21 protein-coding genes and 1 pseudogene are annotated in these 25,144 nt (G+C 62.3%); 12 read left to right on the top strand and 10 right to left on the bottom strand.

Annotation, left to right across the window (positions count from 1 at the left end; genetic code table 11):
- Positions 1-222: 222 nt before the first annotated feature.
- Together dnaK and dnaJ are read left to right on the top strand one after the other, a co-directional pair.
- Positions 223-2,163 (top strand): molecular chaperone DnaK, encoded by a 1,941-nt coding sequence (dnaK, locus tag I5W_RS06160; RefSeq protein ID WP_044528576.1) that lies wholly within the window; start codon positions 223-225, stop codon positions 2,161-2,163.
- 263 nt (positions 2,164-2,426) lie between these two features.
- The gene (dnaJ, locus tag I5W_RS06155; RefSeq protein WP_017455254.1) at positions 2,427-3,557 is read left to right on the top strand and encodes a molecular chaperone DnaJ; all 1,131 of its coding nucleotides are present in this window, start codon (positions 2,427-2,429) and stop codon (positions 3,555-3,557) included.
- Positions 3,558-3,650: 93 nt separating this feature from the next.
- On the opposite strand, the gene panB is transcribed toward dnaJ, so the two are convergent.
- On the bottom strand, positions 3,651-4,478 hold the full coding sequence (gene panB / locus I5W_RS06150; RefSeq protein WP_044528575.1) for a 3-methyl-2-oxobutanoate hydroxymethyltransferase: 828 nt from the start codon (positions 4,476-4,478) through the stop codon (positions 3,651-3,653).
- 538 nt (positions 4,479-5,016) lie between these two features.
- Here panB and I5W_RS06140 point away from each other — a divergent pair.
- From I5W_RS06140 to I5W_RS06100, 9 genes and pseudogenes are all read left to right on the top strand, one after another.
- Complete coding sequence (locus I5W_RS06140) at positions 5,017-6,099, top strand: hypothetical protein (protein ID WP_044528578.1); 1,083 nt, start codon at positions 5,017-5,019, stop codon at positions 6,097-6,099.
- A gap of 17 nt (positions 6,100-6,116) precedes the next feature.
- On the top strand, positions 6,117-6,485 hold the full coding sequence (locus I5W_RS06135) for a response regulator (RefSeq protein ID WP_026052357.1): 369 nt from the start codon (positions 6,117-6,119) through the stop codon (positions 6,483-6,485).
- Positions 6,486-6,526: 41 nt separating this feature from the next.
- A complete protein-coding gene (locus I5W_RS06130; protein WP_044528573.1) occupies positions 6,527-6,841 on the top strand; it encodes an STAS domain-containing protein in 315 nt (104 codons plus the stop codon).
- Complete coding sequence (locus I5W_RS06125; protein WP_044528572.1) at positions 6,838-9,027, top strand: chemotaxis protein CheA; 2,190 nt, start codon at positions 6,838-6,840, stop codon at positions 9,025-9,027. Before I5W_RS06130 ends, I5W_RS06125 begins: the two co-directional genes overlap by 4 nt.
- A gap of 26 nt (positions 9,028-9,053) precedes the next feature.
- Positions 9,054-10,831, top strand: a pseudogene (locus tag I5W_RS06120) (methyl-accepting chemotaxis protein).
- A gap of 105 nt (positions 10,832-10,936) precedes the next feature.
- Positions 10,937-11,512, top strand: coding sequence for a chemotaxis protein CheW (locus tag I5W_RS06115; protein WP_044528571.1), 576 nt, complete (start codon positions 10,937-10,939; stop codon positions 11,510-11,512).
- A 5-nt stretch (positions 11,513-11,517) separates the two neighbouring features.
- Positions 11,518-12,390 carry a CheR family methyltransferase gene (locus I5W_RS06110; RefSeq protein WP_044528570.1) on the top strand — a complete coding sequence of 291 codons (873 nt, stop codon included), beginning with the start codon at positions 11,518-11,520 and terminating at the stop codon, positions 12,388-12,390.
- Positions 12,387-13,556: a protein-glutamate methylesterase/protein-glutamine glutaminase gene (locus I5W_RS06105; protein WP_044528569.1), complete on the top strand. Its 1,170-nt coding sequence runs from the start codon at positions 12,387-12,389 to the stop codon at positions 13,554-13,556. The genes I5W_RS06110 and I5W_RS06105 overlap by 4 nt, the downstream gene beginning before the upstream one ends.
- Entirely contained in the window at positions 13,534-14,796 is a 1,263-nt protein-coding gene (locus I5W_RS06100) for an EAL domain-containing response regulator (RefSeq protein ID WP_017455243.1), read from the top strand. Before I5W_RS06105 ends, I5W_RS06100 begins: the two co-directional genes overlap by 23 nt.
- 55 nt (positions 14,797-14,851) lie before the next feature.
- Here the strand turns inward: I5W_RS06100 and folK are convergent, their stop codons facing one another.
- The 5 genes from folK to I5W_RS06075 form a co-directional block, all read right to left on the bottom strand.
- Positions 14,852-15,337 carry a 2-amino-4-hydroxy-6-hydroxymethyldihydropteridine diphosphokinase gene (gene folK, locus I5W_RS06095; protein WP_044528568.1) on the bottom strand — a complete coding sequence of 162 codons (486 nt, stop codon included), beginning with the start codon at positions 15,335-15,337 and terminating at the stop codon, positions 14,852-14,854.
- Between the two features lie 7 nt (positions 15,338-15,344).
- Positions 15,345-16,910, bottom strand: coding sequence for a polynucleotide adenylyltransferase PcnB (gene pcnB, locus I5W_RS06090; RefSeq protein ID WP_044528567.1), 1,566 nt, complete (start codon positions 16,908-16,910; stop codon positions 15,345-15,347).
- Positions 16,907-17,590: an HAD family hydrolase gene (locus I5W_RS06085; protein WP_017455240.1), complete on the bottom strand. Its 684-nt coding sequence runs from the start codon at positions 17,588-17,590 to the stop codon at positions 16,907-16,909. The genes pcnB and I5W_RS06085 overlap by 4 nt, the downstream gene beginning before the upstream one ends.
- Entirely contained in the window at positions 17,587-18,303 is a 717-nt protein-coding gene (gene hda / locus I5W_RS06080) for a DnaA regulatory inactivator Hda (RefSeq protein ID WP_017455239.1), read from the bottom strand. The genes I5W_RS06085 and hda overlap by 4 nt, the downstream gene beginning before the upstream one ends.
- A 123-nt stretch (positions 18,304-18,426) precedes the next feature.
- Positions 18,427-19,509, bottom strand: coding sequence for an AI-2E family transporter (locus I5W_RS06075; protein ID WP_017455238.1), 1,083 nt, complete (start codon positions 19,507-19,509; stop codon positions 18,427-18,429).
- 104 nt (positions 19,510-19,613) lie between these two features.
- Between I5W_RS06075 and purM the strand changes: the two genes are divergently transcribed.
- Positions 19,614-20,657, top strand: a complete 1,044-nt coding sequence (gene purM / locus I5W_RS06070; RefSeq protein WP_044528566.1) for a phosphoribosylformylglycinamidine cyclo-ligase — start codon at positions 19,614-19,616, stop codon at positions 20,655-20,657.
- A 164-nt stretch (positions 20,658-20,821) separates the two neighbouring features.
- Here purM and I5W_RS06065 read toward each other — a convergent pair whose 3' ends face one another.
- The 4 genes from I5W_RS06065 to I5W_RS06050 all read right to left on the bottom strand — a co-directional run bounded on the left by I5W_RS06065 (position 20,822) and on the right by I5W_RS06050 (position 24,997).
- The gene (locus I5W_RS06065) at positions 20,822-21,700 is read right to left on the bottom strand and encodes a proteasome-type protease (protein WP_017455236.1); all 879 of its coding nucleotides are present in this window, start codon (positions 21,698-21,700) and stop codon (positions 20,822-20,824) included.
- Between the two features lie 172 nt (positions 21,701-21,872).
- Complete coding sequence (locus I5W_RS06060; protein ID WP_017455235.1) at positions 21,873-22,865, bottom strand: alpha-E domain-containing protein; 993 nt, start codon at positions 22,863-22,865, stop codon at positions 21,873-21,875.
- 2 nt (positions 22,866-22,867) lie between these two features.
- Positions 22,868-24,295: a circularly permuted type 2 ATP-grasp protein gene (locus I5W_RS06055; protein WP_017455234.1), complete on the bottom strand. Its 1,428-nt coding sequence runs from the start codon at positions 24,293-24,295 to the stop codon at positions 22,868-22,870.
- Between the two features lie 258 nt (positions 24,296-24,553).
- Positions 24,554-24,997 (bottom strand): cupin domain-containing protein, encoded by a 444-nt coding sequence (locus tag I5W_RS06050; RefSeq protein ID WP_044528577.1) that lies wholly within the window; start codon positions 24,995-24,997, stop codon positions 24,554-24,556.
- Positions 24,998-25,144 lie beyond the last annotated feature (147 nt).

Genomic DNA, 25,144 nt, shown 5'->3' with positions numbered 1-25,144 from the left:
GCAAAAAGGCTATATGATTCCGAACGTCTGCTGCGCCCGGCGCTTGTGACGGTGCCCAGGGAAGTAAGAGGACCGGCGTCGGAGGGGAAAGTCGGCAAAAGGCATCATTTTTGCTTATTTCGGTGGTTTCGGCGCTTGAAAGTCCATCTTTCCTCCACATATTCAAACCATTCAAAACACCTGTAGCCCGACATCCAGGGCTGAAAGAACGAGGAAAAAATCATGGGAAAAATCATTGGTATTGACCTGGGCACCACCAACTCTTGCGTTGCCGTCATGGAAGGCAACCAGCCCAAGGTGATCGAGAACTCCGAAGGCGCACGTACCACGCCTTCCATCATTGCATACCAGGAAGACGGCGAAATCCTGGTCGGCGCGCCCGCCAAGCGCCAGGCCGTCACCAACCCCAAGAACACCATCTACGCCGCCAAGCGCCTGATCGGCCGCAAGTTCACCGAGAAGGAAGTGCAGAAGGACATCAACCTGATGCCCTACCAGATCGTGGCCGCCGACAACGGCGACGCCTGGATCGGCGTGCGCGACAAGAAGCTGGCGCCGCCGCAGATCTCGGCTGAAGTGCTGCGCAAGATGAAGAAGACCGCCGAGGACTACCTGGGCGAAGAAGTCACCGAAGCCGTCATCACCGTGCCGGCCTACTTCAACGACGCCCAGCGCCAGGCCACCAAGGACGCTGGCCGCATCGCCGGTCTGGATGTCAAGCGCATCATCAACGAGCCGACCGCAGCCGCCTTGGCTTTCGGCCTGGACAAGGCGGAAAAGGGTGACCGCAAGATCGCCGTGTATGACCTGGGCGGCGGTACCTTCGACGTGTCCATCATCGAAATCGCCGATGTCGATGGCGAAAAGCAGTTCGAAGTGCTCTCCACCAACGGTGACACCTTCCTCGGTGGCGAAGACTTCGACCAGCGCCTGATCGACTACATCATCGACGAATTCAAGAAGATCAACGGCCTGGACCTGTCCAAGGACGCCATTGCCCTGCAGCGCATCAAGGCTTCGGCCGAACGCGCCAAGATCGAGCTGTCGTCCTCGCAACAGACCGAGATCAACGAGCCCTACATCGCCATGGCCAATGGCGCACCGGTCCACCTGAACCTGAAGATCACCCGCGCCAAGCTGGAGTCGCTGGTCGAGGAACTGATCGCCAAGACCATCGAACCCTGCCGCACCGCCATCAAGGATGCCGGTGTGAAGGTGTCCGACATCGACGACGTGATCCTGGTCGGCGGCATGACCCGTATGCCCAAGGTGATCGAGAAGGTCAAGGAATTCTTCGGCAAGGATCCGCGCCGTGACGTCAACCCCGACGAAGCTGTTGCCGTCGGTGCCGCCATCCAGGGTTCGGTCCTCTCGGGCGACCGCAAGGACGTGCTGCTGCTGGACGTGACCCCGCTGTCGCTGGGTATCGAAACCATGGGCGGCGTGATGACCAAGATGATCAAAAAGAACACCACCATCCCGACCAAGTTCAGCCAGGTGTTCTCCACCGCCGACGATAACCAGCCGGCCGTGACCATCAAGGTCTATCAAGGCGAGCGTGAAATGGCTGCCGGCAACAAGGCCCTGGGTGAATTCAACCTGGAAGGCATCCCGCCGGCACCGCGCGGCACCCCGCAGATCGAAGTGACCTTCGACATCGACGCCAACGGTATTCTGCACGTGGGCGCCAAGGACAAGGCCACCGGCAAGGAAAACAAGATCACCATCAAGGCCAACTCCGGCTTGAATGAAGAAGAGATCGAAAAGATGGTGCGCGACGCCGAAGCCAACGCCGAGGAAGACAAGCGCCTGAAGGAACTGGCCGAAAGCCGCAACCAGGGCGATGCCCTGGTGCACTCGACCCGTAAGGCCCTGGGCGAATACGGCGACAAGCTGGAAGCCGGCGAGAAGGACGTCATCGAAGCCGCCATCAAGAACCTGGAAGAAGCCCTGAAGGGTGACGACAAGGCCACCATCGATGCCAAGACCGAGGCGCTGTCGACTGCGGCCCAAAAGCTGGGCGAGAAGATGTATGCCGACCAGCAAGCCCAGGCCGCTGCCGCCGGTGGTGCCGCCGGCGCCGCAGGTGCCCAGGCGGGTGCGGCCGGTGCTGCGCCCAAGGACGACAACGTGGTCGACGCCGACTTCAAGGAAGTGAAGTAATCCGGGACTGACGCGTCGTTTCACCTGACGTCAGCGCTCGCGCCCGGGTGCGGTTTGCCGCAGCCCGGGCGGATTTTTAGGAATTGAGCTTCAGCAGCATCCACCCGGCCGGGTTGTCTTTCGGCCAGGCCGGTACGCCGAGTCCGCAGTCAAAAGCTGAGCTCGGCTTTTTCACATTGTTGGTTTCCGGTCGTGCTTGCGCGGCCGCGGATGCAGGCCATCGCAGCAGCGACGGAACACAATAACAAGGTGGGTTATACAACATGGCAAAACGCGATTTTTACGAAGTGCTCGGACTGGCCAAGAACGCCAGTGACGACGAGATCAAGAAGGCTTATCGCAAGCTGGCGATGAAGTACCATCCTGACCGCAACCCCGACAGCAAGGGCGCGGAAGACAAGTTCAAGGAGGTCAAGGAAGCCTACGAGATGCTGTCGGACCCGCAGAAGCGCGAGGCCTACGACCGCTACGGTCATGCCGGCGTCGATCCCAACATGGGAGCCGGCGGCGCTGCCGGTGCGGGCGGCTTTGCCGATGCCTTCGGCGACATCTTCGGTGACATCTTCGGTGGCGGCGGTGGTGGTCGTGGCCGCAACGCCGGCCCGCAGGTCTACCGCGGCGCCGACCTGCGCTACAACCTGGAAATCACGCTGGAACAAGCGGCGCACGGTTTCGACACCACCATCCGCGTCCCTTCCTGGGACCAGTGCGATACCTGCCACGGCAGCGGCGCCAAGCCCGGCACCTCGCCGGTCACCTGCACCACCTGCGGCGGTCATGGCCAGGTGCGGATGCAGCAGGGCTTCTTCAGCATCCAGCAGACCTGCCCCAAGTGCCACGGCAGCGGCAAGATCATTCCCGAACCCTGCACCACTTGTGCCGGCGCCGGTCGCATCAAGCGCAACAAGACGCTGGAGGTGAAGATCCCCGAAGGCATCGACGATGGTATGCGCATTCGTTCATCCGGCAATGGTGAGCCGGGCGTCAACGGTGGTCCCCCGGGCGACCTGTACGTGGAAATTCATATCAAGCCGCATGATGTGTTCCAGCGCGATGGTGACGACCTGCATTGCGAGATGCCGATCTCCTTCGCCAAGGCGGCATTGGGTGGCGAGATCGAAGCGCCCACGCTCAATGGCAAGGCCTCCTTCTCCATTCCCGAAGGCACCCAGAGCGGCAAGACCTTCCGCCTGCGCGGCAAGGGTATCAAGGGCGTGCGTTCCGGCTATCCGGGCGACCTGTTCTGCCACGTCGTGGTGGAAACCCCGGTCAAGCTGACCGAACGCCAGAAGGAACTGCTGCGCGAGTTCGAGCAGCTCACCACCGAAGGCGGCGCCAAGCACAGCCCGCAGACCAAGACCTGGAAGGACAAGGTCAAGGAATTCTTCGAGTAAGCCGCAGCATCAGTCTGCGTATCAGCAGCAAAGCAAAAGGCCAGCGTGATGTTCCGCTGGCCTTTTGCTTGTCCTCAGCTGAAGGGCAAGCGATCAGAAGCAATGCTCCTGCGCCGGGAAGCTACCGTCCTTGACGGCGGCGACATAGCGGCGCACTGCATCCTCGATGCCACTGGCCCCGTCCATGAAGTTGCGCACGAAGCGGCTCTTGTGACCCGGGAACACCCCCAGCATGTCATGCATCACCAGCACCTGGCCCGAGCAATCGGGACCGGCGCCGATGCCGATGGTAGGCACGGCCAGCCGATCAGTCACTTCCTTGCCCAGCGCCGCCGGCACCGCCTCGATCACCACCAGCGAAGCGCCAGCCTGCTGCACGGCCAGGGCATCGGCGTGCAATTGGGTGGCGCCATCGCTGGTCTTGCCCTGCACCTTGAAGCCGCCCAACTGGTGTACCGATTGCGGCGTCAGGCCGATGTGGGCGCACACCGGAATGCCGCGCTCGGTGAGGAACTTGATGGTATCGGCCAACCATACCCCGCCTTCGAGCTTGATCATCTGCGCACCAGCCTGCATCAGCAGCGCGGCATTGCGGAAGGCATCCTCGCGGCTGGGATAGGTGCCGAAGGGCAGATCGGCGATGATCAGCATGGTGCGCGTGCCGCGCGCCACGGCGGCGGTGTGGTAGGCCATGTCCTGGATGGTCACCGGCAGGGTCGAATCGTGGCCTTGGCTGACCATGCCCAGCGAATCGCCGATCAAGACCGTCTCCAGTCCGGCGCGCTCCATGAGGGTGGCGAAGCTGGCGTCATAACAGGTCAGCATGGTGATCTTTTCCCCCTTGGCGCGCAGCGCCTGCAGGGTGTGCGTGGTCACCGGCTTGGCGCGCACTGCGCCTGATTCCTGAAGATAGCCTGCCATGGAAAATTCAACCTCCGTAATTGAGAAAGGTGAGAAAGGCGCGCTGGCCGTGCATCTCTGCCTCTGCAATAGGCAGCAGGATCGCCGGATGGGCATCCTGGTGGGTGGTCAGTACCGGCGCCTCTACGTAGTGATAGAAAAAATGACTGTAGCACTCCGGCGGCGGTTGCCGCTGATCCAGAGCGTAAGGGGTGCGGCATTGTAGTTGATTTCACCTCGACCAGAGAGCGCCGGTGGCGGATGTTTTGATTGCTTCTTTTATAACATTATCGTCATGGCGGCCCGGTGCGACTACAACTCAGCGGGAATTCGGCCTTTATTCCACGCAAGGCCGGCTCCTGGCAGCCCGCAAAATAGACTGTGGGTCGGTGCGCGCAGAATGGACCAAGTCTCTTTGCAGCCGTAAAAAAATGGCAAGCATGGCGACTTTGGCAAAAGATGCGCCCTTTCCTGCCGTAAACAACGTCAAGCCCGCGCTGTGCAACGCCTAGCCAGGCGGTCTGACCCGAGCTGACAACAACCAACAGGGATCGTGGCTGTGAAATCGCTTCGCAATATCTTGCCGGTGCTGTGCCTGGTGAACCTGCTGCTGTACATGATGCTGGCCCAGCACTGGTGGCTGGGTGCGCTGGTGGGCTTGCTCATCGGTGGTGCCTTCTACCTGACCTGCCTGCCCGCCCCGGCCCCGGCCCCGGCCTCTAGCGCAGCATCGCAACCAGCGCCGCCGCCGTCAGCACCTGCCGCCGTTGCGTCCGCGCAGCCCGAGGCACTGGCCGGTTTGCTGGGCGAAGTCTTGCCGGTGTGGCAGGGCAATGTCCAGTTGGCGCGGGCGCAGACGCAGTCGGCCATCGATAGCCTCACCGCCCGCTTCGTGGGCATCCACGAGCGCCTGGGCGGCGCACTGGCCCCGGCCAGCCACGCTAGCAATGGCGAAATCCTGCAGACCGTGCAGCACGCAGCTGAACAATTGGGGGCCATTGCCTCGGTGCTGGAAGGCATGTTGGCCTCGCGCCAGGTACTGGTGACCAAGTTCGACAGCCTGATGGCGGCCAATGACGACATCCGCCGCCTGGCCCAGCAGAATGAACAACTGGCCGGCCAGACCGGCGTGACCGACCTGTTGAGCGATACCCAGAGCTGGCAGGAACTGGCCGAACGCTCGGCCGAAAACAGCCGCCAGATCGCCGCCCGCGCCAAGAGCGCGCGCCAGCAGATCCTGGCGGCCATCGGCGCCACCGGCGAGGCCGTCGCCGGGGCCGATGAGATCGTGGAAAACTCGCGCGCCGTGATCGACCAGATCATCGCCGACTTCCGCCAGTCGGCCATGAAGCTCAGTACCACGGTGGAGCAACTGGAAGACGAAGGACGCGAAGTCGATCGCGAGGTCTGCGACATCCTGGTGCACCTGCAATTCCAGGATCGGATCAGCCAGATACTGGATCATGTACAGCAAGACATCGTGCGCTTGCGCAGCGCCGCCGAGGCCGGCCCATCGGCGCTGCCCACGCCGCAACAATGGCTGGCCGATCTCGAAAAAACCTATACCACCCAGGAGCAGCGCCAGGTCCACGCGGGCCAGCAAGGCCATCCTGCGGTGCCATCCCAAGTCGATTTCTTTTGATCCAGCGAGCCCGCGAGATGGAAAAGAGCATATTGATCGTCGATGATTCCTTCAGCCTGCGGCAGACCATCTCGGCTGCCTTGAAGAGTGCCGGTTACCACGTGGAAGAAGCCACCGATGGTCGGCAGGCCTTGAGCAAGTTGGACGGTCGCAAGTTCAACCTGGTCATCTCCGACCTCAACATGCCGCATCTCGATGGCCTGTCCTTCGTGCGCGAGATGAAACAGATGCCCGCCTACAAATTCACTCCCGTCATCATGCTGACCACCGAAAGCAGTGAAGCACGCAAACAGGAAGGCAAGGCCGCAGGCATTCGCGCCTGGGTCCACAAACCGTTCCAGCCGCCGGTGCTGCTCGATGCCGTGGCCAAGCTGGTGCAGCCCTGACGTAATAACGGGAACAGAAAGAGAAAGCCGAGACCGAGACTATGCCGCTGACGTATTCCGTGCTAGAGGACAGGTTGCTGCTCACCGTGAGCGGCGGCCTGACCATTTTCCAGGCGGCCGAGCGCAAGCCCGAGCTGCTGCACGCACTGACGCTGGCGCAGTCACACGTGGTGCTGGATCTGTCCGGCGTGGATGAGCTCGACACGGCCGGTATCCAGTTGCTGCTGTTACTGCGGCGCGAGCTGCACAACAGTGGACGCCAGCTGGAAATCGGTGCCTACAGTCCGGCCGTCCTGGCTGCGCTGGACCTGTTGCAATTGCACGAGCGTTTCAGCCCGGTGGTGGAGGTCGCATGAAAAAGGATAGCGCCCGCGACGCCGTGGTCCAGGAAGCCCGTGAACTGCTGGTGGCCATGGAGTCGGCGTTATTGCAGATCGAGGTGGAAGGCCCCAGCCGTGATCGTATCAACGCCATCTTCCGCGCCGCTCATACCATCAAGGGCTCAGCCGGCTTGTTCGCCTTCGACAGCATCGTGCAATTCACCCACCAGGTCGAGCATGTGCTGGATCTGGTGCGCGAAGAAAGGCTGGCCTTGAATGGCCCCCTGATGTCGCTGCTCCTGCAGTGCGGCGACTATATCGGCGAACTGGTCGATGCCATCGAGTGCGGTCAGGAAGCCGAGGAACCCAATGCCGAGCGCCGCGCCGCGCTGCTGGCCGAGCTGGAACAGGTGGCCCTGTCGGCCGCCGCGCAGGCCGCCGCCGGTGCCGTGCAGCAGCCGGGCGTGGCGGTACCAGCCACCCGCGCCCCATCCTCTACGCTGGCGTCAGCGCTGGATCCCAGTGCCCAGTTACCGGTGGCTTATCCCTATTGGCACCTGTCGCTGCAGTTCAACCAGAACGTGTTGCGCGATGGACTCGATCCGCTGTCCTTCCTGCACTACCTGCGCTCGCTGGGCCGCATTGTCGCCATCCTGCCGGTGGCGTCGGGTATTCCCGAGGCCGCTGCCATGGATCCCGAGAGCTGCTACCTGGGCGTGGAAATCTGCCTGGCATCGGACTCCACCCGGCAGACGCTGGAAGAGGTGTTCGAATTCGTGCGCGACGACAGCCGCATCGACATCCTGCCGCCGCACAGCCCCCTGGCCGATTACGCCACCGTGCTGCAACGCCTGGCGCCCGAGGAGGCCGCGCGCCTGGCCGCACTGTGGCGCGGCCTGGGCCTGTTCGATGAGGCGCAATGGCGCTGCCTGGGGGCAGTCGGCGTCGCGCACGCCGCCGCGCCGGTTCCGACCTTGGCGGATGTGGTGCAGCGCCCGCGTCCGCTGGAGGAACGGCGCGCGCAGGAACAGAAATTCATCAAGATCGAGGTCTCCAAGCTGGACCAGTTGATCGACCTGGTGGGTGAGCTGGTCATTGCCGGTGCCAGTGCCCGGCTGATCGCACGGCGCCGCAAGGATAGTCAGTTCGAGGAAGCTACCCAGGCCATCGACACCTTGATGGAGCAGATCCGCGATGCCGCGCTGACGCTGCGCATGGTGCAGATCAACGAAGTGTTCCAGCGCTTCCCGCGCGTCGTGCGCGACATTGCACGCGACCTCGACAAGGACATCGAACTGAGCATGACCGGCTCCGACACCGAGTTGGACAAATCCATGGTCGAGCGCCTGGCCGATCCCCTGATGCACATCGTGCGCAACGCCATCGATCATGGCATCGAACCGGCCGCCGAACGCATCGCCGCCGGCAAGCCGGCCAAGGCCACGCTGCACCTGAACGCCATGCATGAGTCCGGTAGCGTGGTGGTGGAAGTGATGGACGATGGCCGCGGCATGGATCGCGATCGCATCCTGGAAAAGGCCGTGGCCCAGGGCCTGGTCGCACCCGATGCCGAGCTCACCGATGCCGAGATCTATCGCTGCGTGTTCGAACCCGGGTTTTCCACCGCGCAGCAGGTCACCGAACTATCGGGACGTGGGGTGGGCATGGATGTGGTCAAGCGCAACATCGACGCCCTGCATGGCGAGGTCGCCATCGATACCGAACGCGGACGCGGCACCGTGGTGCGTCTGCGCTTGCCGTTGACGCTGGCCATCATCTCGGGCTTCCAGGTGGTGGTGGGTAATGCGGTGTTCGTGATCCCGCTGGACATGGTGGTCGAATGCATCGACATGCCTCCCCAGCACACTGGTACCCACATCGTCTCGGTGCGCGGCGAGCCCTTGCCGTTCGTACCGCTGCGCGAACTGTTCGACCTGCCCGCACGCGAGCAGGGGCGGGCCCGCAAGAGCCTGGTGATCGTACAGTACGGTCAATTACGCGCGGGCCTCCTGGTCGATGGCCTGCTGGGCGAATGCCAGGCCGTGATCAAGCCGCTGGGGCGGCTGTTCGGCAAGGTCAAGGGCTTGTCGGGCTCGACCATCCTCGGCGATGGCCGCGTGGCGCTGATCCTGGATATCCCGCACCTGGTGCATCACACCCAGCAGCAGGAACAAGGCAATACGGCGGTCTACGCCGAACGCGGCATGGCGTCCGCGCAATGAAGAGTGCAGTCCAAGGGGGAGCGACCATGCAAGACTCGATGAGCAACAGGATCAGCATCAAGCAGATCTTCATCTGGCTGGCGGCGGGGCTGTCGGTTCTGGTGGCGGTGGTGATCGGCCTCACCGATATGCTCAAGCAGGCCAACGTCGCGCTGGAAGAAGCGCACCAATCGCGCTATGCCTCGACGGCCCTGGCCAACGAGTTGCGCCGCACCACCGAGGATATGACGAAATTTGCGCGGGCCTACGTCACCACGGGCGATCCCAACGATGAGGATCGCTACTATATGATCCTCGACATCCGTAATGGCAAGCGTCCCCGTCCAGCCAACTATGATCGCTTCAACTGGGATCTGGTCAACGCTCGCAAGCTGGCCGCAGAAGGTTATGCCCAGGCGGTACCGTTGAGCGAATTGATGAAGCGCGCCGGTTTCCCCGAACGGGAGCTGGCCAGGATGCAGGAAGCGCTGAAACTGGCCGATCAACTTTCCCGCATCGAGATCACCGCCTTCCATGCGGTCAAGGGCGAGTTCGATGATGGCGAGGGCAAGTTCACCGTGGTGGGTGCGCCCAACCAGGCCATGGCCCAGGAACTGGTCTTCGATCAGACCTACCGCACCCTGTTTGGCCGCGTGATGGCTCCCATCAACGATTTCCTGCGTCAGGTCGATGAACGTACCCAGGCCCGCGTCATCCAGGCCGGTGTCGAATATGCCCGGCTGGAGCAAAAGATCTTCTGGCTGCTCACGGCCTCGATGGTGGTGTTGTTCGTGTGCCTGGGCTTTGCCTATCGCACCATCCGCTCGCAGATCGGCGGCGAGCCGCGCGAGGCCATGAGCGTCTTGCGGCGCGTGGCCGAAGGCGACCTCACCGTCACGGTGCCGCTGCACAAGCGCGACAAGATCAGCGTGCTCTACAGCACCCAGCAGATGGTCAACAAGTGGACCGACGTCATCGGTGACGTCAGCGGTACCGCCAGTGCCCTGGCCTCGGCTTCGGAACAGATTTCCTCTTCTTCCCAGGCGCTGTCGCACAATTCGTCGCAGCAAGCCGCCAACGTCGAGGAAACCAGTGCCTCGGTGGAAGAAATCACCGCCACCATCGCCCAGAACGCCGACAACGCCCGCACCACCGATGGCATCGCCAGCCTCTCGGCCAGTGCCGCCACCGAAGGTGGCGAAGCGGTACGCGAGACGGTGGCGGCGATGAAGCAGATCGCCAGCAAGATCGGCATCATCGATGACATCGCCTACCAGACCAACCTGCTGGCCTTGAATGCAGCCATCGAAGCAGCCCGCGCCGGTGAGCACGGCAAGGGCTTTGCCGTGGTTGCTGCCGAAGTGCGCAAGCTGGCCGAGCGCGCCCAGACCGCCGCCCAGGAAATCATTGCGGTGGCCGAGAACAGTGTGGGTCTGGCCGAGAAAGCCGGTGGCCTGTTGAATCAGATGGTGCCGTCCATCCGCAAGACTGCCGACCTGGTGCAGGAAATCGCCGCCGCCTCGGCCGAACAATCCACCGGCCTGGAACAGATCAACAATGCCGTGCACCAGATGGCGCAGACTACGCAGATGACGGCGGCGGCCTCGGAAGAACTGTCGGCCACCTCCGAAGAGATGAGCGCCCAGGCTATCCCATCTGCAGAACTGATGCGATTTTTCCGCGTGGGCGAGATGCAGAAGCTGCCCGCTCGCGGAAGCAGCAACAATGGGCGCACTCCCAAGCAGGAGCCGCCACGCCGGCTTTCGATGCTGGATGTGGAGGACGATGACCCGGCGTGGATGAATCCGCGTTCAAGCGTTTCTGATACTTCGCCCATGTCGGTGACGAACCTACATAGACCATGGCGGCCAGCACGCCGCACACGCAACAACCCGCCCGGCACCGTCCGTGGCAGCAAGGAGAGCAGGCCATGCCCAGCGTATCGTTGAATGGCGAATCGGCCAGAAAGCGGCAGCAGGAAGAAGTCATCGAGACGCGCCAGTTCCTGACCTTCCTGGTCGGTACCGAGAGCTTTGCCATGCCCATCGCCAGCATCCGTGAAATCATCGAATTCGGCGGTCTCACCGAAGTGCCGCTGATGCCGCAATTCCTGCGCGGCGTCATCAACCTGCGCGGATCGGTGGTGCCGGTGATCGATCTGTCGGTACGCTTTGGGCGTGCGCCTACGGTACCGAGCAAGCGCACCTGCGTCATCATCATGGAACTGATGCAGGAGGATCAATTGCTGCTGCTGGGGGTGATGGTCGACGCGGTCAGCGCGGTGCTGGGCATCGGTGTAGACCAGATCGAACCGCGTCCTTCCTTCGGTGCCGGCATCCGGGCCGATTTCATCGCTGGCATGATCAATGTCAATGAGCGTTTCATCGTAGTGCTGGACGTGCCGCGCGTGTTATCGGTCGATGAACTGGCCAGCCTGCTGGGCATGAGTGCCGAGGATGCGCTGGGGGGCGTGTCGGTGCTGTCATCCGACGCCCAGCTGGAGTAGCGATCATGGCCAGCATCGGCAAGCTGGTGGGACCTGGCAGCGGTAACGATGCTGCGGCTGGGTCGCATGGCGTCGATGAGATCAGTGATCACGACATGCTGCTGTTCCAGCAGTTGTTCAAGCGGCACATTGGACTGCATCTGCCGCTGTCCAAGAAGGCCTTGCTGCAAAGTCGCCTCAGCCATCGCCTGCACGAACTCGGCCTGCGCGATCTGAGCCAGTATTTCCGCCGGATCAGCGGCGAGCACGACGTCGAGGAGCGCCAGCGCGCCATCGACCTGATCACCACCAACGAAACCTATTTCTTCCGCGAGCAGGGCCATTTCGATTTCCTCAAGCAGGAACTGCTACCGCAATGGGAGCAGCACAAGAGCCTGCGCGTCTGGAGCGCGGCCTGCGCCACCGGTGAAGAAGCCTATACCCTGGCCATGCTGCTGGATCAGCAGCGAGCCGCAGGTAGCTGGTCGGTATTGGGCTCCGACATCAGCCTGCGCGTCTTGCGCTTCGCCCGTCGTGCGCTCTACCCGATGGCGCGGGGCCAGAATATTCCACGGTCTTACCTGCGCCGCTATTGCCTGCTCGGTACGGGCGAGTACGAAGGTCATTTCCTGGTGCAGTCGGACTTGCGCGCCAAGGTCGAGTTCGCGCAGCGTAACCTGACGGCCCTGCATGAGCATGACGATGGACTCTATGACCTGATCTTTTTGCGCAACGTCATCATCTACTTTGATAGCGACACCAAGCTCAAGGTCTTGCGCGATGTCATCGCGCGCTTGCGTCCGGGCGGTTATCTGGTGGTGGGGCATTCGGAATCGCTGCATGGCATGGAGCTGGAATTGCTGATGCACTCCCCCTCGATCTACCGCAAGCCGCAATGACGACCCCGCCGACAATTCGCGTGATGGTGGTGGACGACTCCTCGGTGGTGCGCCAACTGGTGCAGCAACTGCTGGCGCAGACCACCGACATCCGCGTCATCGGTACCGCGCCCGATCCGGTCTTTGCCTTGCGCAAGATGCAGCAGGAATGGCCGGATGTGATCCTGTTGGATATCGAAATGCCGCGCATGGATGGCATCACCTTCCTGCGCCAGATCATGAGTACCCGGCCCACTCCGGTCATCATGTGCAGCGCGCGTGCCATGGGGCAGGGCGGATTGGCCGCCGAGGCGCTGGCGGCGGGTGCGGTCTCGGTGATTGCTCGCCCGCAACTGGGTGTGCGCGACTTCCTGCATGAGGCGGTGGCCGAACTGGCCGGTGCCATTCGCGCGGCCATGCTGGCAGGCCCGGGCGGACGTGGCGCCACCATGACGATACGTAACGTGCCGTTGACGGACGACCTGCGCATGGTCAAAGCGGCATCGCGAGAAATGTTGCATGATGAGGGTTGGGCCTCGGGTTTGCAGCGCTATACCGCCGACGCGGTCTTGACGCCGCCGGGACCACAAGACGGATACCGTCCGCCGACTGCGCGCATCGTCGCCATCGGCGCCTCGACCGGGGGGCCGCAGGCGCTGGAGCGGGTACTGGGACGGCTGGATGGCCGCTGTCCCGGCATCGTGGTGGTGCAACACATGCCGCAGCGTTTCACGCGCAGCTTTGCCGAACGCCTGCATCGCGTCTCCGGCGCCGAGGTCAAGGAAGCCGAGCATCATGACCTGGTGTTGCCAGGCAGGGTATTGATCGCGCCGGGGGGCAAGCATCTGGTCGTGCGGCGTGATGGCCAGCAGTACTATGTGGAAACATTGGATGGTCCCTTGGTGAGCCGGCACAAGCCCTCGGTGGACGTGCTGTTCCGCTCGCTGGCCAAGGCCGCCGGCCGCAATGCAGTGGGCATCATCATGACCGGCATGGGCGATGATGGGGCCAGGGGGATGCGCGAGATGGCCGATTGCGGCGCCACCACCTATGCCCAGGACGAAGCCAGCAGCGTGGTCTTCGGGATGCCGAAAGAAGCGATACACATGGGGGGCGTCGGCGACGTCCTGCCGCTCGAACATATCTCTGCCGTGATAGAACAATATGCCTCTAGAGAATCTCAATGAGCTCATCGAGTCGGCCCTGGTGGTCGACGACAGTGCCCTGCAGCGCCAGCATAGCGTCGCGCTGCTGCAGGAACTGGGCGTGGACCTGATCTACGAGGCCGGCAACGGCAACGAAGCGCTGGACCTGCTGGCCATGCTCAAGCTGCCACCCGGCCTGGTGGTGATCGACCTGGAGATGCCGGGCATGGATGGCATCGAACTGATCCAGCAATTGCAGCAGAAGGGCATCGACATTCCACTCATCGTCGCCTCCAGCCGCGAGACCTCGCTGCTGTTGTCGGTGGAGACCATGATCCAGGCGCTGGGCATGAACCTGATCGGCGTGCTGCAAAAGCCGCTCAACCAGGGCCAGTTGCGCGCCGCCCTGCAAGCCTTCCGCCCGCACGGTGCAGCGGCCCGGGCGCACGATGATCCCTTGCCCTCGATGTGCGAAAGCGATCTTGGTGCAGCCATCGGCGGCGGCCAGCTATTGCCCTATTTCCAACCCAAGGTGGATGTGCAGACCGGCATCCTCAAAGGCGTGGAAGCACTGGCGCGCTGGATCCATCCCGAGCGCGGCATGGTGCCGCCGGATCGTTTCGTTCCCCTGGCCGAACAATGCGGCCTGATCCACGACCTCACCATCAGCATGATGGACCAGTCCATGGCCCAGGCTGCGGTGTGGCACAGCCGCGGTCTGGCGATCAAGGTGGCGGTAAACCTCTCGCCGCTGTCGCTGGAACAACCCGACTTCATGCATCGCATCCTGGCGCTGGTGGACAAGCACGCGCTGCCGGCCGAGAACGTGGTGCTGGAAATCACCGAAAGCTCGGTGGTGGCGCACAAGGGTAATTCGCTGGGCATGTTGGCGCGCTTGCGCTTGAAGGGCTTTGGCCTGTCCATTGACGATTACGGCACCGGCTTTTCCTCGATGCAGCAACTGGCGCGTATCCCCTTCACGGAACTGAAGATCGACCGCTCCTTCGTGCATGGCGCGCATGATCGCAAGAACCTGCGGGTGATCCTGCAATCGGCGCTGGACATGGCGCAGCGGCTGGAACTGGTGACCGTCGCCGAAGGGGTGGAGACCATGGAAGACTGGCGCTTGCTGCAAGATTTCGGTTGCAGCCTGGGACAGGGCTTCCTGATCGGCAAGCCCATGCCGGCCAATGAGTTGCCGTTGTGGCTGAAGGGCCATCATCGCCGCTTGAATGAATTGCGACCGTTGGGGAAGGGTGCTGCCACAGGTGGGGCTGCCTGACGTTTTCCTTCATATGATGCGGGGCAGTTCGACTGCCCCGTCCCCGCAGTCGCTCTCACAGCCGGCTGATCGGCTGCTCCGTTATTTCCTTCAGAAAGTGCCGCGCCGGTCCCAACCCAGCGATTTCCACCTTCTCGTCGATCTCCAGCATCGGCACCAGCACGAAGGCGCGCTGGGCCATGCGGGGATGGGGCAGGATCAGTTCTTCGCTCGCGAGGATATGGTCGCCATACATCAGCAGATCCAGATCGAGTGTGCGCGGCGCATTGCGGTAGGGGCGCTCACGCCCGTGCTGCAGTTCGATGGCCTGCAAGGCGTGCAGCAGTTCAAGCGCCGGCAGGGTGGTGCTTATCAGTGCCACGGCATTGACGTAGTCGTCGCCGCTGGAGTCGATGGGCGCAGTGCGATAGAGCGAAGAACGCGCTAACAACCGGGATTGCGGCAACGTGGCCAGCCGTGCGATGGCCTGTTCGACCGTGGCGCGGGCATCGCCCAGGTTGCCGCCTATGCCGATCCAGGCTGGCGTGGGAGACTGCTCCATGGACGGCTTAATCCTCGCTGCTCGGAGCAGCCTCGCCGCTGCCCGCACTGTCACTCCCCGTGCTGCGCCGACGACGGCGACGCTTCGGTGCGCCGCTGGGTGTGTCGCTGCTGGCCTCGGCCATTGAGATGGTCAGCGGTGCAGGTGCCGATGCGGCGTCCTGTTCGCGCTCACCCTCGGCATTGCTGCTGCCTTCGCCCGTGGACTTGCTACGGCTGCGGCCGCCACGGCGCTTGCGCTTCTTGGGGCCGGCCGAGGCGCTGGCGGGGTCGGTCGGTTTGCGGGCGATCAGTTCTTCACGCTCGGTGCCATTGCCGGCGATGAAGGCTTCCCACCATTCGCCCAGTTCGGCATCGAGTTCACCAGACTGGCAGCGCAGCAGCAGGAAGTCGAAGCCGGCGCGCAGGCGCAGGTGTTCCAGCAGCTTGTACGGGGCTTTGCCGACGCGGCGTTCGAAGCGCGGCTGCATGGCCCAGATGTCGCGCATGTCGGAGGCGATCTTGCGTTGCAGGGCCAGCTTCTCGGTCTGGGCATCGAGCACGTCATCGGCGGCCAGATGCAGGGCAGGAATCGGATATTCGCCGGCAGCCTGGTAAGCGCGCCACTTTTCCAGCACCTGATGCCACAGGAGCGAAGCGAACAGGAAGCCCGGCGAGACCCCCTTGCCTTCCTTCACGCGCGCATCCGTATTGGCCAGCGCCAGGCTGACGAACTTCTCGCCCAGGGGCTGTTCCAGCACCACGTCCAGGAGCGGCAGCAGGCCATGATGCAGGCCTTCCTTGCGTAACTGCTGCAAGCAGGCCAGGGCGTGGCCGCTCATGAGCAGCTTCAACATTTCATCGAACACGCGCGCTGCGGGCACGTTGTCGATCAGCGGCGCCATCACGCGGATGGGCGCGCTGCTGGCCGGGTCGATGGTGAACTTGAGCTTGGCGGCGAAGCGCACCACGCGCAACATGCGTACCGGGTCTTCGCGATAACGGGCTTCCGGTTCGCCGATGATGCGCAGCTTCTTGTCGCGGATGTCGGCGATGCCGCCGTGGTAATCCAGCACAGCCTGGCTGGCCGGATCGTAGTACATCGCGTTGATGGTGAAGTCGCGCCGGGTGGCGTCTTCATGCTGTTCGCCGAAGGTATTGTCGCGCAGCACGCGACCGTGTTCATCCTTGGGCGCGGCTTCGGCCGAGGCGCCGCGGAAGGTGGTGACCTCGATGAGTTCCTGGCCGAACATCACGTGCACGATCTGGAAGCGGCGGCCGATGATGAAGGCGCGGCGGAACAGTTGCTTGACTTGTTCCGGCGTGGCGTTGGTGGCGACATCAAAGTCCTTGGGCTTGATGCCCAGCAGCAGGTCGCGCACTGCGCCGCCGACGATGAATGCCTTATAGCCGGCTTCCTGCAGGGTCTGCGTCACGCGTACCGCATTGGGCGAGACCAGGGCAGGATCGATGCCATGTTGCTTCGGATCCAGCACATCGGGTTCGATCTTGCCGTCCGGGCCGACCGCCTTGGTCTTGCTCTTGTCGGTCGTCTTGCCCTTGCCCAGGATGGAGCGAATCAGTTTCTTGATCATTGCGCGTGGCCGTCGGCGAAGAGGTTCAGTACCGGCCAGCCGCGCGCCTGGGCATGGGCCAGCAGCTTGTCGTTGGGGTTGGTGGCGATGGGATCGGTGACGCGCTCCATGAGCGGGATGTCGTTTTGCGAATCGCTGTAGAAGTAGCTGCGTTCGAACTGGTCGAGGGTGTGGCCCAGGCGCTCCAGCCAGGCTTCGGTGTGGACGATCTTGCCGGGGCCGAAGGTGGGTGTGCCGTTGAGCTTACCGGTGAGGTTGCCCAGTGCATCCAGTTCCGGCAGGGCGGCCAGCAGGTGCTCCACCCCGAAGTGGGCGGCGATGGGTTTGGTCACGAAGTGATTGGTGGCGGTGACGATGGCCACCAGGTCGCCGGCATCCAGGTGTTTTTTGACCAGGGCTACGGCTTGCGGGAGGATGGCGGGCTTGACCACTTCGTCCATGAATTGCAGATGCATCTCATCGAGTTGCTCGCGCGAAAAGCGCGCCAGGTTGCCCAGCGCGAATTCCAGGTAGGCCACCGGGTCCAGCGTGCCGTTCTGGTAATGGGCAAACCATTGGTCATTGGCTTTGCGGAAGCTGTCGGCATCCACGGCGCCGATGCGGGCCATGAATTCGCCCCACTCGTGGTCGGAGTCCAGTGGCAGCAAGGTGTGGTCGAGATCGAAAAGGGCGAGGTTCATTGTTCTCCGGATTCCTGTTGTAACAGTTCGCGTAGCAAGGGCAGGGTGATGGCGCGCTTGGTGGCCAGCGAGTAGCGGTCCAGCGCGTCAAGCATACGCAACAGCGAGGGCATGTCGCGCCGATAGTGGGTGAGCATGTACATCATCACGGCCGGAGGAATCTCCAGGCCGCGGTCCAGCGTGATCTGCAACAGCGCGGCGATCTTTTCGTCGTCCGACAGATCGTGCACCTGGTAGATCAGGCCCCAGCCCAACCGGGTGCGCAGGTCTTCGCGCAGCTCCAGCCGGGTGGGCGGCAGGGTGCCGGTGCAGACCATGCAGCCGCCCTGTTCGCGGATCTGGTTGAATAGATTGAAGGCAGCGATCTGTTGTTCCTCGAACAGTTGATCGACGTCATCGAGCAGGTAGTGACTGGTCTGGGGGCTGTATTCGAAGGCGGCGTCGGGCGAGTCGGTGCCGATCAGGCGCACACCGATGCCTTGCTGGGCGGCGCGGGTGGCCAGGGCGTGCAGCAGGTGGGTCTTGCCGGCACCGGCTTCGGCCCAGAGGTAGATGAAGCGGTCGGTGCTGGCGCTGCCGGTCTGGATGGATTGGTCCACGCCGGCGCAGGCCAGCAGCTTCAAGCGCTCCAGCAGTTCTGCGTTGCGGCCGGTCACGAAGCTGTCGAAGCTTTGCGGCTGGTCCGCGCTCAAATCGAGCGGAATCTGTTTCATCGGCGTGTATCAGCTACGAAGGCCGCAAGCTGCTTGCGGCCAGTTAATGCAGGACGGCGCCCAGCGCCCGAGCCTGCGCAGCGTCCTGCAAGGGCAGGGAAGCTGTGATCGATCATAAATTCTTCAACGGTTGTAAAAATTGCTGGCCAGATACTCGCGCCGCACATGCAGGGCGATCACCGAGACGATGGCCGAAGCCGGCAGCGCCAGCAGCACGCCGACAAAGCCAAACAACTGACCAAAGGCCAGCAGGGCGAAAATCACCACCAGTGGATGCAAGCCGATACGCTCGCCCACCAGCTTGGGCGTGAGGATGAAGCTTTCCAGCACTTGCCCCACGCCATAAATCAGGGCCACCCACAACAGGCCGACGGCGCCATCGAATTGCAGGATCGCCGCCAGGATCGCCAGCACCAGCCCCAGGCCAAAGCCGACATAGGGGATGAACACCAGCAGGCCGGTCAAGACACCCACCGGCAGGGCGCTATCGAAGCCGGCCACGGTCAGTGCAACCGAATAATAGACCGCCAGCACCAGCATCACCAGCAATTGTCCGCGCAAATACTGTCCCAGCAGGCCATCGACCTCGGTGGCCATGGTATTGACGCGGGCGGCCCAGCGGCGCGGGATCAGGATCTGCATCCGCTTGAGGAAGGGGTGCCAGTCCTGCAACAGGTAGAACAACACCATCGGCACGAACAGCAGGTTGGCCAGCCAGGCCAACAGCGCCGTGCCGCCCACCTTGGCCGAGGCCAGCAGCGAACTCCACAGTTCATCGCCACTGGTGCTGATCTGTTGCGTCAGCAAGGCCTTGATGCCGGCCAGGTCCAGTCGCACATCGATGCCCAACTGGTGCAGGCGCGGCGAGAGGAAGGCATTCAACTTGTCCAGCAGCGGCGGCACCTGGGCCTGCAACAGCGGGATCTGGCGCAGCACCAGCGGCACCACGATCAACACCAGCGCCAGAGCGGCCAGGATCAGCAGCAGCACCATCACCGTCACGCCCACGAAGCGCGGGATGCGTACCGGGCCGATGCGGCGGCTGGCGATCCAGTCCACGCCGGGGTTGAGCGCATAGCCGATGATGCCGGCGGCCACGAAGGGCGAGAGCATCGGGCCCAGCGCCACCAGCAGGGACAATAGCAAAATGCCGACAATCAGCCACGCCAGGTTCTGTTTTTGCTCTTCGGATAAAGAAAAAGGCATGGATTCGGAGTTCGGCAGTGTCGGTTTTGTTAAAATCACGCTTTGGCAGGGCGACTTCCACCCTGAATCCCCTATTTTACCGTCTTCACTGGCAATTTTTCATCATGACTTCACCTTCCAATGTCTCCCTCTCCTACCGTGACGCTGGCGTCGATATCGATGCCGGTGACGCCCTGGTCGAAGCGATCAAGCCGTTCGCCAAGCGCACCACCCGCGAAGGCGTGCTGGGCGGCATTGGCGGTTTCGGCGCTCTGTTCGAGATCAGCAAGAAGTTCAAGGAGCCGGTGCTGGTGTCCGGCACCGACGGCGTGGGCACCAAGTTGAAGCTGGCCTTCCACCTGAACCGTCACGATACGGTCGGTATCGACCTGGTGGCCATGAGCGTCAACGACATCCTGGTGCAGGGCGCCGAGCCGCTGTTCTTCCTGGATTACTTTGCCTGCGGCAAGCTGGACGTGCCCTCGGCCACCGATGTGATCAAAGGCATCGCCGCCGGTTGCGAACAGGCCGGTTGCGCCCTGATCGGCGGTGAAACCGCGGAAATGCCCAGCATGTACCCCGATGGCGAATACGACCTGGCCGGCTTTGCCGTGGGCGCGGTGGAAAAGTCCAAGATCATCGACGGCACCAAGATCGCCCCGGGTGACGTGGTGCTGGGCCTGGCCTCCTCGGGCGCGCACTCCAATGGTTATTCGCTGGTGCGCAAGATCCTGGAGGTGGCCAAGCCCGACCTGGAAGCCGATTTCCACGGCCGCAAGCTGGCCGATGTACTGATGGCCCCGACCCGCATCTACGTCAAGCCGCTGCTGGCGCTGATGGAAAAGCTGGAAGTCAAGGGCATGGTCCACATCACCGGTGGCGGCCTGGTCGAAAACATCCCGCGCGTGTTGCAGGATCACCTGACCGCCGAGCTGGACGCCAAGTCCTGGACCATGCCACCGCTGTTCACCTGGCTGCAGCAGCACGGTGGCGTGGCCGACGCCGAGATGCATCGCGTCTTCAACTGCGGTATCGGCATGACCGTGATTGTCTCCAAGGAAGATGCCGATGCTGCCGAAGCCCATCTGAAGGCTGCCGGCGAGACCGTCTACCGTATCGGTACCATCCGCGCCCGTGCCGAAGGTGAAGCCCAGACCATCGTGCGTTGATCGATATAAATCGTTTTAAAGATTGATCAAGTAAAAAGGCTGCATTCATGGAATGCAGCCTTTTTTATTTCCTCCGAGACATTTCCTGGTGGACTTCCCGTCTGATGAAAACTTAGTTTTGGCAAAAAGAAAACTAAGTTTCCTCCAAGAAAAAACTAAGTCTTTCAGCTCGCCTGTCCCACGTCCCCATCCTGTTGCGCCAGGATCTGCCGCGGCACCGCTTGCAGACCGCGCGCCACGCCATTGGGCGGCGGCACGCGCACCGGCTCGCTGAGATCGGTGACCGAGGAGAGCACGTTCAAGGTATCTTCCGGCGGCGCATCCCAGACCGGATCGTCGATGGCCTCGAAGACGCGCTTCAACTGCGAACCCCAGCTACGCCGGATCATCTGGAAATACTGGTTCTGCTCATCGATGGTGACGAAGCGGGTCACGGCCAGGTCTTCGCTCTGGTAGACCAGCAGGTCCAGCGGCAGGCCCACCGAGATGTTGGACTTCAGGGTCGAGTCCATCGAGATCAGCGCACACTTGGCCCCTTCATCAAGGGTGGTCTGCGGCGTGACCACGCGGTCGATGATGGGCTTGCCGTACTTGGATTCGCCGATCTGGAAATAGGTATTCTCATCGTGCGATTCGATGAAGTTGCCGGCCGAGTACATCTGGAACAGCCTACAGCGCTCGCCACGGATCTGGCCGCCGAAGATGATGCTGACGTTGAAATCGATACCAAACTTGCTCAGCTCGGCGGCCTCGCGGTCATGCACGGCGCGGATGGCGTCGCCCAGGATCTGCGCGGCCTCGTACATGGTGGTGGCGGTCCAGATGCTGCGACCCTCGGCATTGGTGCGCTCGGTCAACATCTGACGGATGGATTGTGAAATCGACAGGTTGCCGGCGGTCATCATGACCATGACGCGGTCGCCCGGATTCTCGTAAACACTCATCTTGCGGAAGGTGCCGATGTGATCGACTCCCGCATTGGTGCGCGAATCGGACAGGAACACCAGGCCGCTGTTGAGGCGCATGGCTACGCAGTAGGTCATGATGAAATCTTGAAACGTGGAAACGGAAAGCCGGATTTTACCGTAAGGCCCGGCGCCAAAGCGTGTGCGCCGGGGGCATCTGTCGTGACGTACCTACAGTAACGGCCTGTTTCCCGAAAAGATGACAGTGGCTGTGCTTCTTTATTGCCATCCAAGCACAGCCAGACATCATTTACGCTGCCAAAGGAACAAGAAAATCGCGGCTGATGCGATTGCCCAGCTCGAAGATGCGCTCCAGGAATTCGGTTAGCGTATCGTGCAGACCAGCTTCCAGGATTTCCTCGATGCGGGCGAACTTCAGGTCGGCGTGCAGCTTGCCGGCGAAGCGCTCGGTATCGGCCGAGACATCGTTGCGCACGTGGTGCAGGTTGGAAATCACATTGCCCATGCACGCCAGCAGTGAGCGCGGCATGTCCGCACGCAGGATCAGCAATTCAGCCACGCGCTCGGGCGTGATGACATCGCGATAGACCTTGCGGTAGATCTCGAAGCCGGACACCGAACGCAGGATGGCGGCCCAGTAATAGAAGTCCAGTTGCCCGGCTTCATCGCGTGCCGCCTGGCTTTGCGATTGCACTTGGCCATGACCGTTGTGCTTTTGCGTTTCCTTGGCGCCGTGGAACTTGACGTCGATGATGCGCGCCGTGTTGTCGGCCCGCTCCAGGAAGGTGCCCAGGCGGATGAAGTGGAACGCCTCATCCTCCAGCATGGTGCCGATGGTCACGCCCCGCGACAGATGCGAGCGATGCTTGACCCATTCGAAGAAATCGCTCGGGTTCTGCTCCAGCGCATTGGTCTGCAGGTAGGACTGCATCTTGATCCAGGTGGCGTTCTGGATTTCCCAGGCTTCGGTGGTCAGCGCACCCCGCACGGCACGTGCATTCTCGCGCGCCTGGCGCAGGCAGGAAGCGATCGACGAGGGGTTGTTGGGGTCACGCACCATGAAGTCGATGACATCCTTTTGCGTGAGCTTGTCGTATTTCTGGTTGTAGCCATAGAGCAGTTCCGAGATGCCCAGCACGGCGCGCCAGCCCTGTTCGGCGTCGTCGGTGGATTGCGGCAGCAATGCGGTCTGCACATGCACGTCCAGCATCCGTGCGGTGTTCTCGGCGCGCTCGGTGTAGCGGGCCATCCAGAAGAGGTGATCGGCGGTACGGCTCAGCATCGTTATTTCTCCAGAATCCAGGTGTCCTTGGTGCCGCCGCCCTGCGACGAATTCACCACCAGCGAGCCTTCCTTCAAGGCCACGCGCGTCAAGCCGCCCTTGACCATGGTGATCTGCTTGCCCGACAAGACGAACGGGCGCAGATCCAGGTGGCGCGGCGCGATGCCGGACTCCACATAGGTCGGACAGACGGACAGGGCCAGCGTGGGCTGGGCGATGTAGCCATCGGGCTTGGCGATGATGCGTGCGCGGAAGTCCTCGATTTCCTGCTTGGTCGAGGCCGGGCCGACCAGCATTCCGTAGCCGCCGGCGCCGTGCACTTCCTTGACCACCAGCTGTTCCAGGTTGGCCAGGGTATAGGACAGATCCTCCTTCTTGCGGCACTGGTAGGTGGGCACGTTGTTGAGGATGGGTTCTTCGGACAGATAGAAGCGCACCATGTCCGGCACATACGGATAGATGGACTTGTCGTCGGCCACACCCGTGCCGATCGCATTGGTCAGCGTCACCTTGCCGGCGCGATAGGCTTGCAGCAGGCCCGGCACACCCAGCGCAGAATCGGGACGGAAAGCCAGCGGATCGAGGAAGTCGTCATCGATGCGGCGATAGATCACGTCGACCCGCTTGGGGCCGCGCGTGGTGCGCATGTAGACCACGTTGTCCTTGACGAACAGGTCCTGGCCCTCGACCAGCTCCACGCCCATCTGCTGGGCCAGGAAGGCGTGCTCGAAGTAGGCCGAGTTGTACATGCCGGGGGTCATCACCACCACCGTCGGATCGGTCACGCCAGCCGGTGCCACCGACCGCAGATTGTCCAGCAGCAGGTCGGGATAGTGATCGACCGGCGCGATCTTGTGGCGCTTGAAGAGGTCGGGGAAGAGCCGCATCATCATCTTGCGGTTCTCCAGCATGTAGGACACCCCGGACGGTACGCGCAGGTTGTCTTCCAGGACGTAAAATTCACCTTCGCCTGCGCGCACGATATCGACACCCGCGATGTGGGCGTAGATGTCGTTGACTACGTTCACATCCTGCATCTCGCGCCGGTACTGCGCGTTCTGGAAGATCTGCTCGGGCGGGATGATGCCGGCCTTGACGATCTTCTGCTCGTGATAGATGTCATGGATGAACATGTTGAGCGTCCTGACACGCTGGACCAGTCCCGCTTCCAGCTTGGCCCATTCGGCCTTGTGGATGATGCGCGGGATGATGTCGAAGGGGATCAGGCGCTCGGTGCCGGCATCGTTGCCATAGACGGCGAAGGTAATGCCGACGCGGCGGAAGATCAGGTCGGATTCGGCACGTTTGCGGGCGATCACTTCGGGCGCTTGCGCCGAAAGCCAGCTGGCGAATTCTGCATAGTGCTGACGCACTTGACCTGCTTCGCTGCTTGCGCCTGCTGAATACATCTCATCAAAAAAATGTGCCATAGATTTGCTTCGTGTTCCCGTGGGGAGCGGGAATCTTTCTAAGTAGGTTGTAACGAAAACAGAGGCGGTGGGTACGGCAAAACTACAGCATGGGTGCAGCGTGAAGCGATGGCTCTAAGGGACTGCGGCGGCACGCCAGAGCCTGCGTGCATGAAGAAAGACTAACAGAGGCATGAAATTTTTGACAGTGGAAAATTGCATGGTTTTGCTCCTCACCTGCGCGGGCCGGCTGCCACGCAAAGCCGGCCCGCGCAGGTTTCAGGTGGTCCACGGTGTGGCGGGCGGCACCGCGCAGGGGGCCGGCATCTCGATGGTCTTGAAGTCGGCCGGACTAACGATTTCCAGGTATTCCATGTCGGGCGAATAGTCGAACAGGAAGTGCACGATGCCTGGGCGCTGGTGCACGCAATCGCCAGCCTTGACCAGCGTGACTTCGGTCTCGTACATGAAGCGCGCCCAACCTTTCAACATGATGACGATATGGAAGTTGGCCTCGTGCCGATGCCAGCCGGTGCCATTCTCCGGCGCCATGTTGGCCTTGACCAGTTGCGCCACCACCTGACCGCCGGTGGCCGCGGCGATGCCCAGGTCGCGGTACAGGAAGAAGTCGCGCAACCCCCCGGTTTCATAGGGAGTGTCGCCCTCGCTGACGTGCGAGAAGGTGTTTTGCGCCAGTACACTTGCATCGGCTACGGTATTCATCACATCCATCCTTTCTGCGGTCTCCCGCCATGGGCCTGCGACAAAATCGGGCGCGACTTTTTCCTGCGTTAGCGTGGCTGCGCCCTAGAATTCCACGTCCAGTTCGTCGATATGTTGAGCAGGCCGCCGATGGCCAGCTCCAGGACT

It is taken from the genome of Herbaspirillum sp. B65, from assembly GCF_000333555.1.
GTDB classification, from domain to species: domain Bacteria; phylum Pseudomonadota; class Gammaproteobacteria; order Burkholderiales; family Burkholderiaceae_D; genus Herbaspirillum; species Herbaspirillum rubrisubalbicans.
This window is presented reverse-complemented; position numbering and strand designations above follow the sequence as displayed.

Bases quoted from the DNA above. Each gene is read 5' to 3' on its own strand.
- purM (WP_044528566.1), top strand. From the start codon at position 19,614: ATGACTTCACCTTCCAATGTCTCCCTCTCCTACCGTGACGCTGGCGTC.
- I5W_RS06100 (WP_017455243.1), top strand. From the start codon at position 13,534: ATGCCTCTAGAGAATCTCAATGAGCTCATCGAGTCGGCCCTGGTGGTC.
- folK (WP_044528568.1), bottom strand. From the start codon at position 15,337: ATGGAGCAGTCTCCCACGCCAGCCTGGATCGGCATAGGCGGCAACCTG.
- I5W_RS06135 (WP_026052357.1), top strand. From the start codon at position 6,117: ATGGAAAAGAGCATATTGATCGTCGATGATTCCTTCAGCCTGCGGCAG.
- dnaK (WP_044528576.1), top strand. From the start codon at position 223: ATGGGAAAAATCATTGGTATTGACCTGGGCACCACCAACTCTTGCGTT.
- I5W_RS06065 (WP_017455236.1), bottom strand. From the start codon at position 21,700: ATGACCTACTGCGTAGCCATGCGCCTCAACAGCGGCCTGGTGTTCCTG.
- I5W_RS06060 (WP_017455235.1), bottom strand. From the start codon at position 22,865: ATGCTGAGCCGTACCGCCGATCACCTCTTCTGGATGGCCCGCTACACC.
- I5W_RS06085 (WP_017455240.1), bottom strand. From the start codon at position 17,590: ATGAACCTCGCCCTTTTCGATCTCGACCACACCTTGCTGCCACTGGAC.
- pcnB (WP_044528567.1), bottom strand. From the start codon at position 16,910: ATGATCAAGAAACTGATTCGCTCCATCCTGGGCAAGGGCAAGACGACC.
- I5W_RS06050 (WP_044528577.1), bottom strand. From the start codon at position 24,997: ATGAATACCGTAGCCGATGCAAGTGTACTGGCGCAAAACACCTTCTCG.
- I5W_RS06115 (WP_044528571.1), top strand. From the start codon at position 10,937: ATGCCCAGCGTATCGTTGAATGGCGAATCGGCCAGAAAGCGGCAGCAG.
- I5W_RS06125 (WP_044528572.1), top strand. From the start codon at position 6,838: ATGAAAAAGGATAGCGCCCGCGACGCCGTGGTCCAGGAAGCCCGTGAA.
- I5W_RS06055 (WP_017455234.1), bottom strand. From the start codon at position 24,295: ATGGCACATTTTTTTGATGAGATGTATTCAGCAGGCGCAAGCAGCGAA.
- I5W_RS06130 (WP_044528573.1), top strand. From the start codon at position 6,527: ATGCCGCTGACGTATTCCGTGCTAGAGGACAGGTTGCTGCTCACCGTG.
- hda (WP_017455239.1), bottom strand. From the start codon at position 18,303: ATGAAACAGATTCCGCTCGATTTGAGCGCGGACCAGCCGCAAAGCTTC.
- I5W_RS06105 (WP_044528569.1), top strand. From the start codon at position 12,387: ATGACGACCCCGCCGACAATTCGCGTGATGGTGGTGGACGACTCCTCG.
- I5W_RS06110 (WP_044528570.1), top strand. From the start codon at position 11,518: ATGGCCAGCATCGGCAAGCTGGTGGGACCTGGCAGCGGTAACGATGCT.
- dnaJ (WP_017455254.1), top strand. From the start codon at position 2,427: ATGGCAAAACGCGATTTTTACGAAGTGCTCGGACTGGCCAAGAACGCC.
- panB (WP_044528575.1), bottom strand. From the start codon at position 4,478: ATGGCAGGCTATCTTCAGGAATCAGGCGCAGTGCGCGCCAAGCCGGTG.
- I5W_RS06075 (WP_017455238.1), bottom strand. From the start codon at position 19,509: ATGCCTTTTTCTTTATCCGAAGAGCAAAAACAGAACCTGGCGTGGCTG.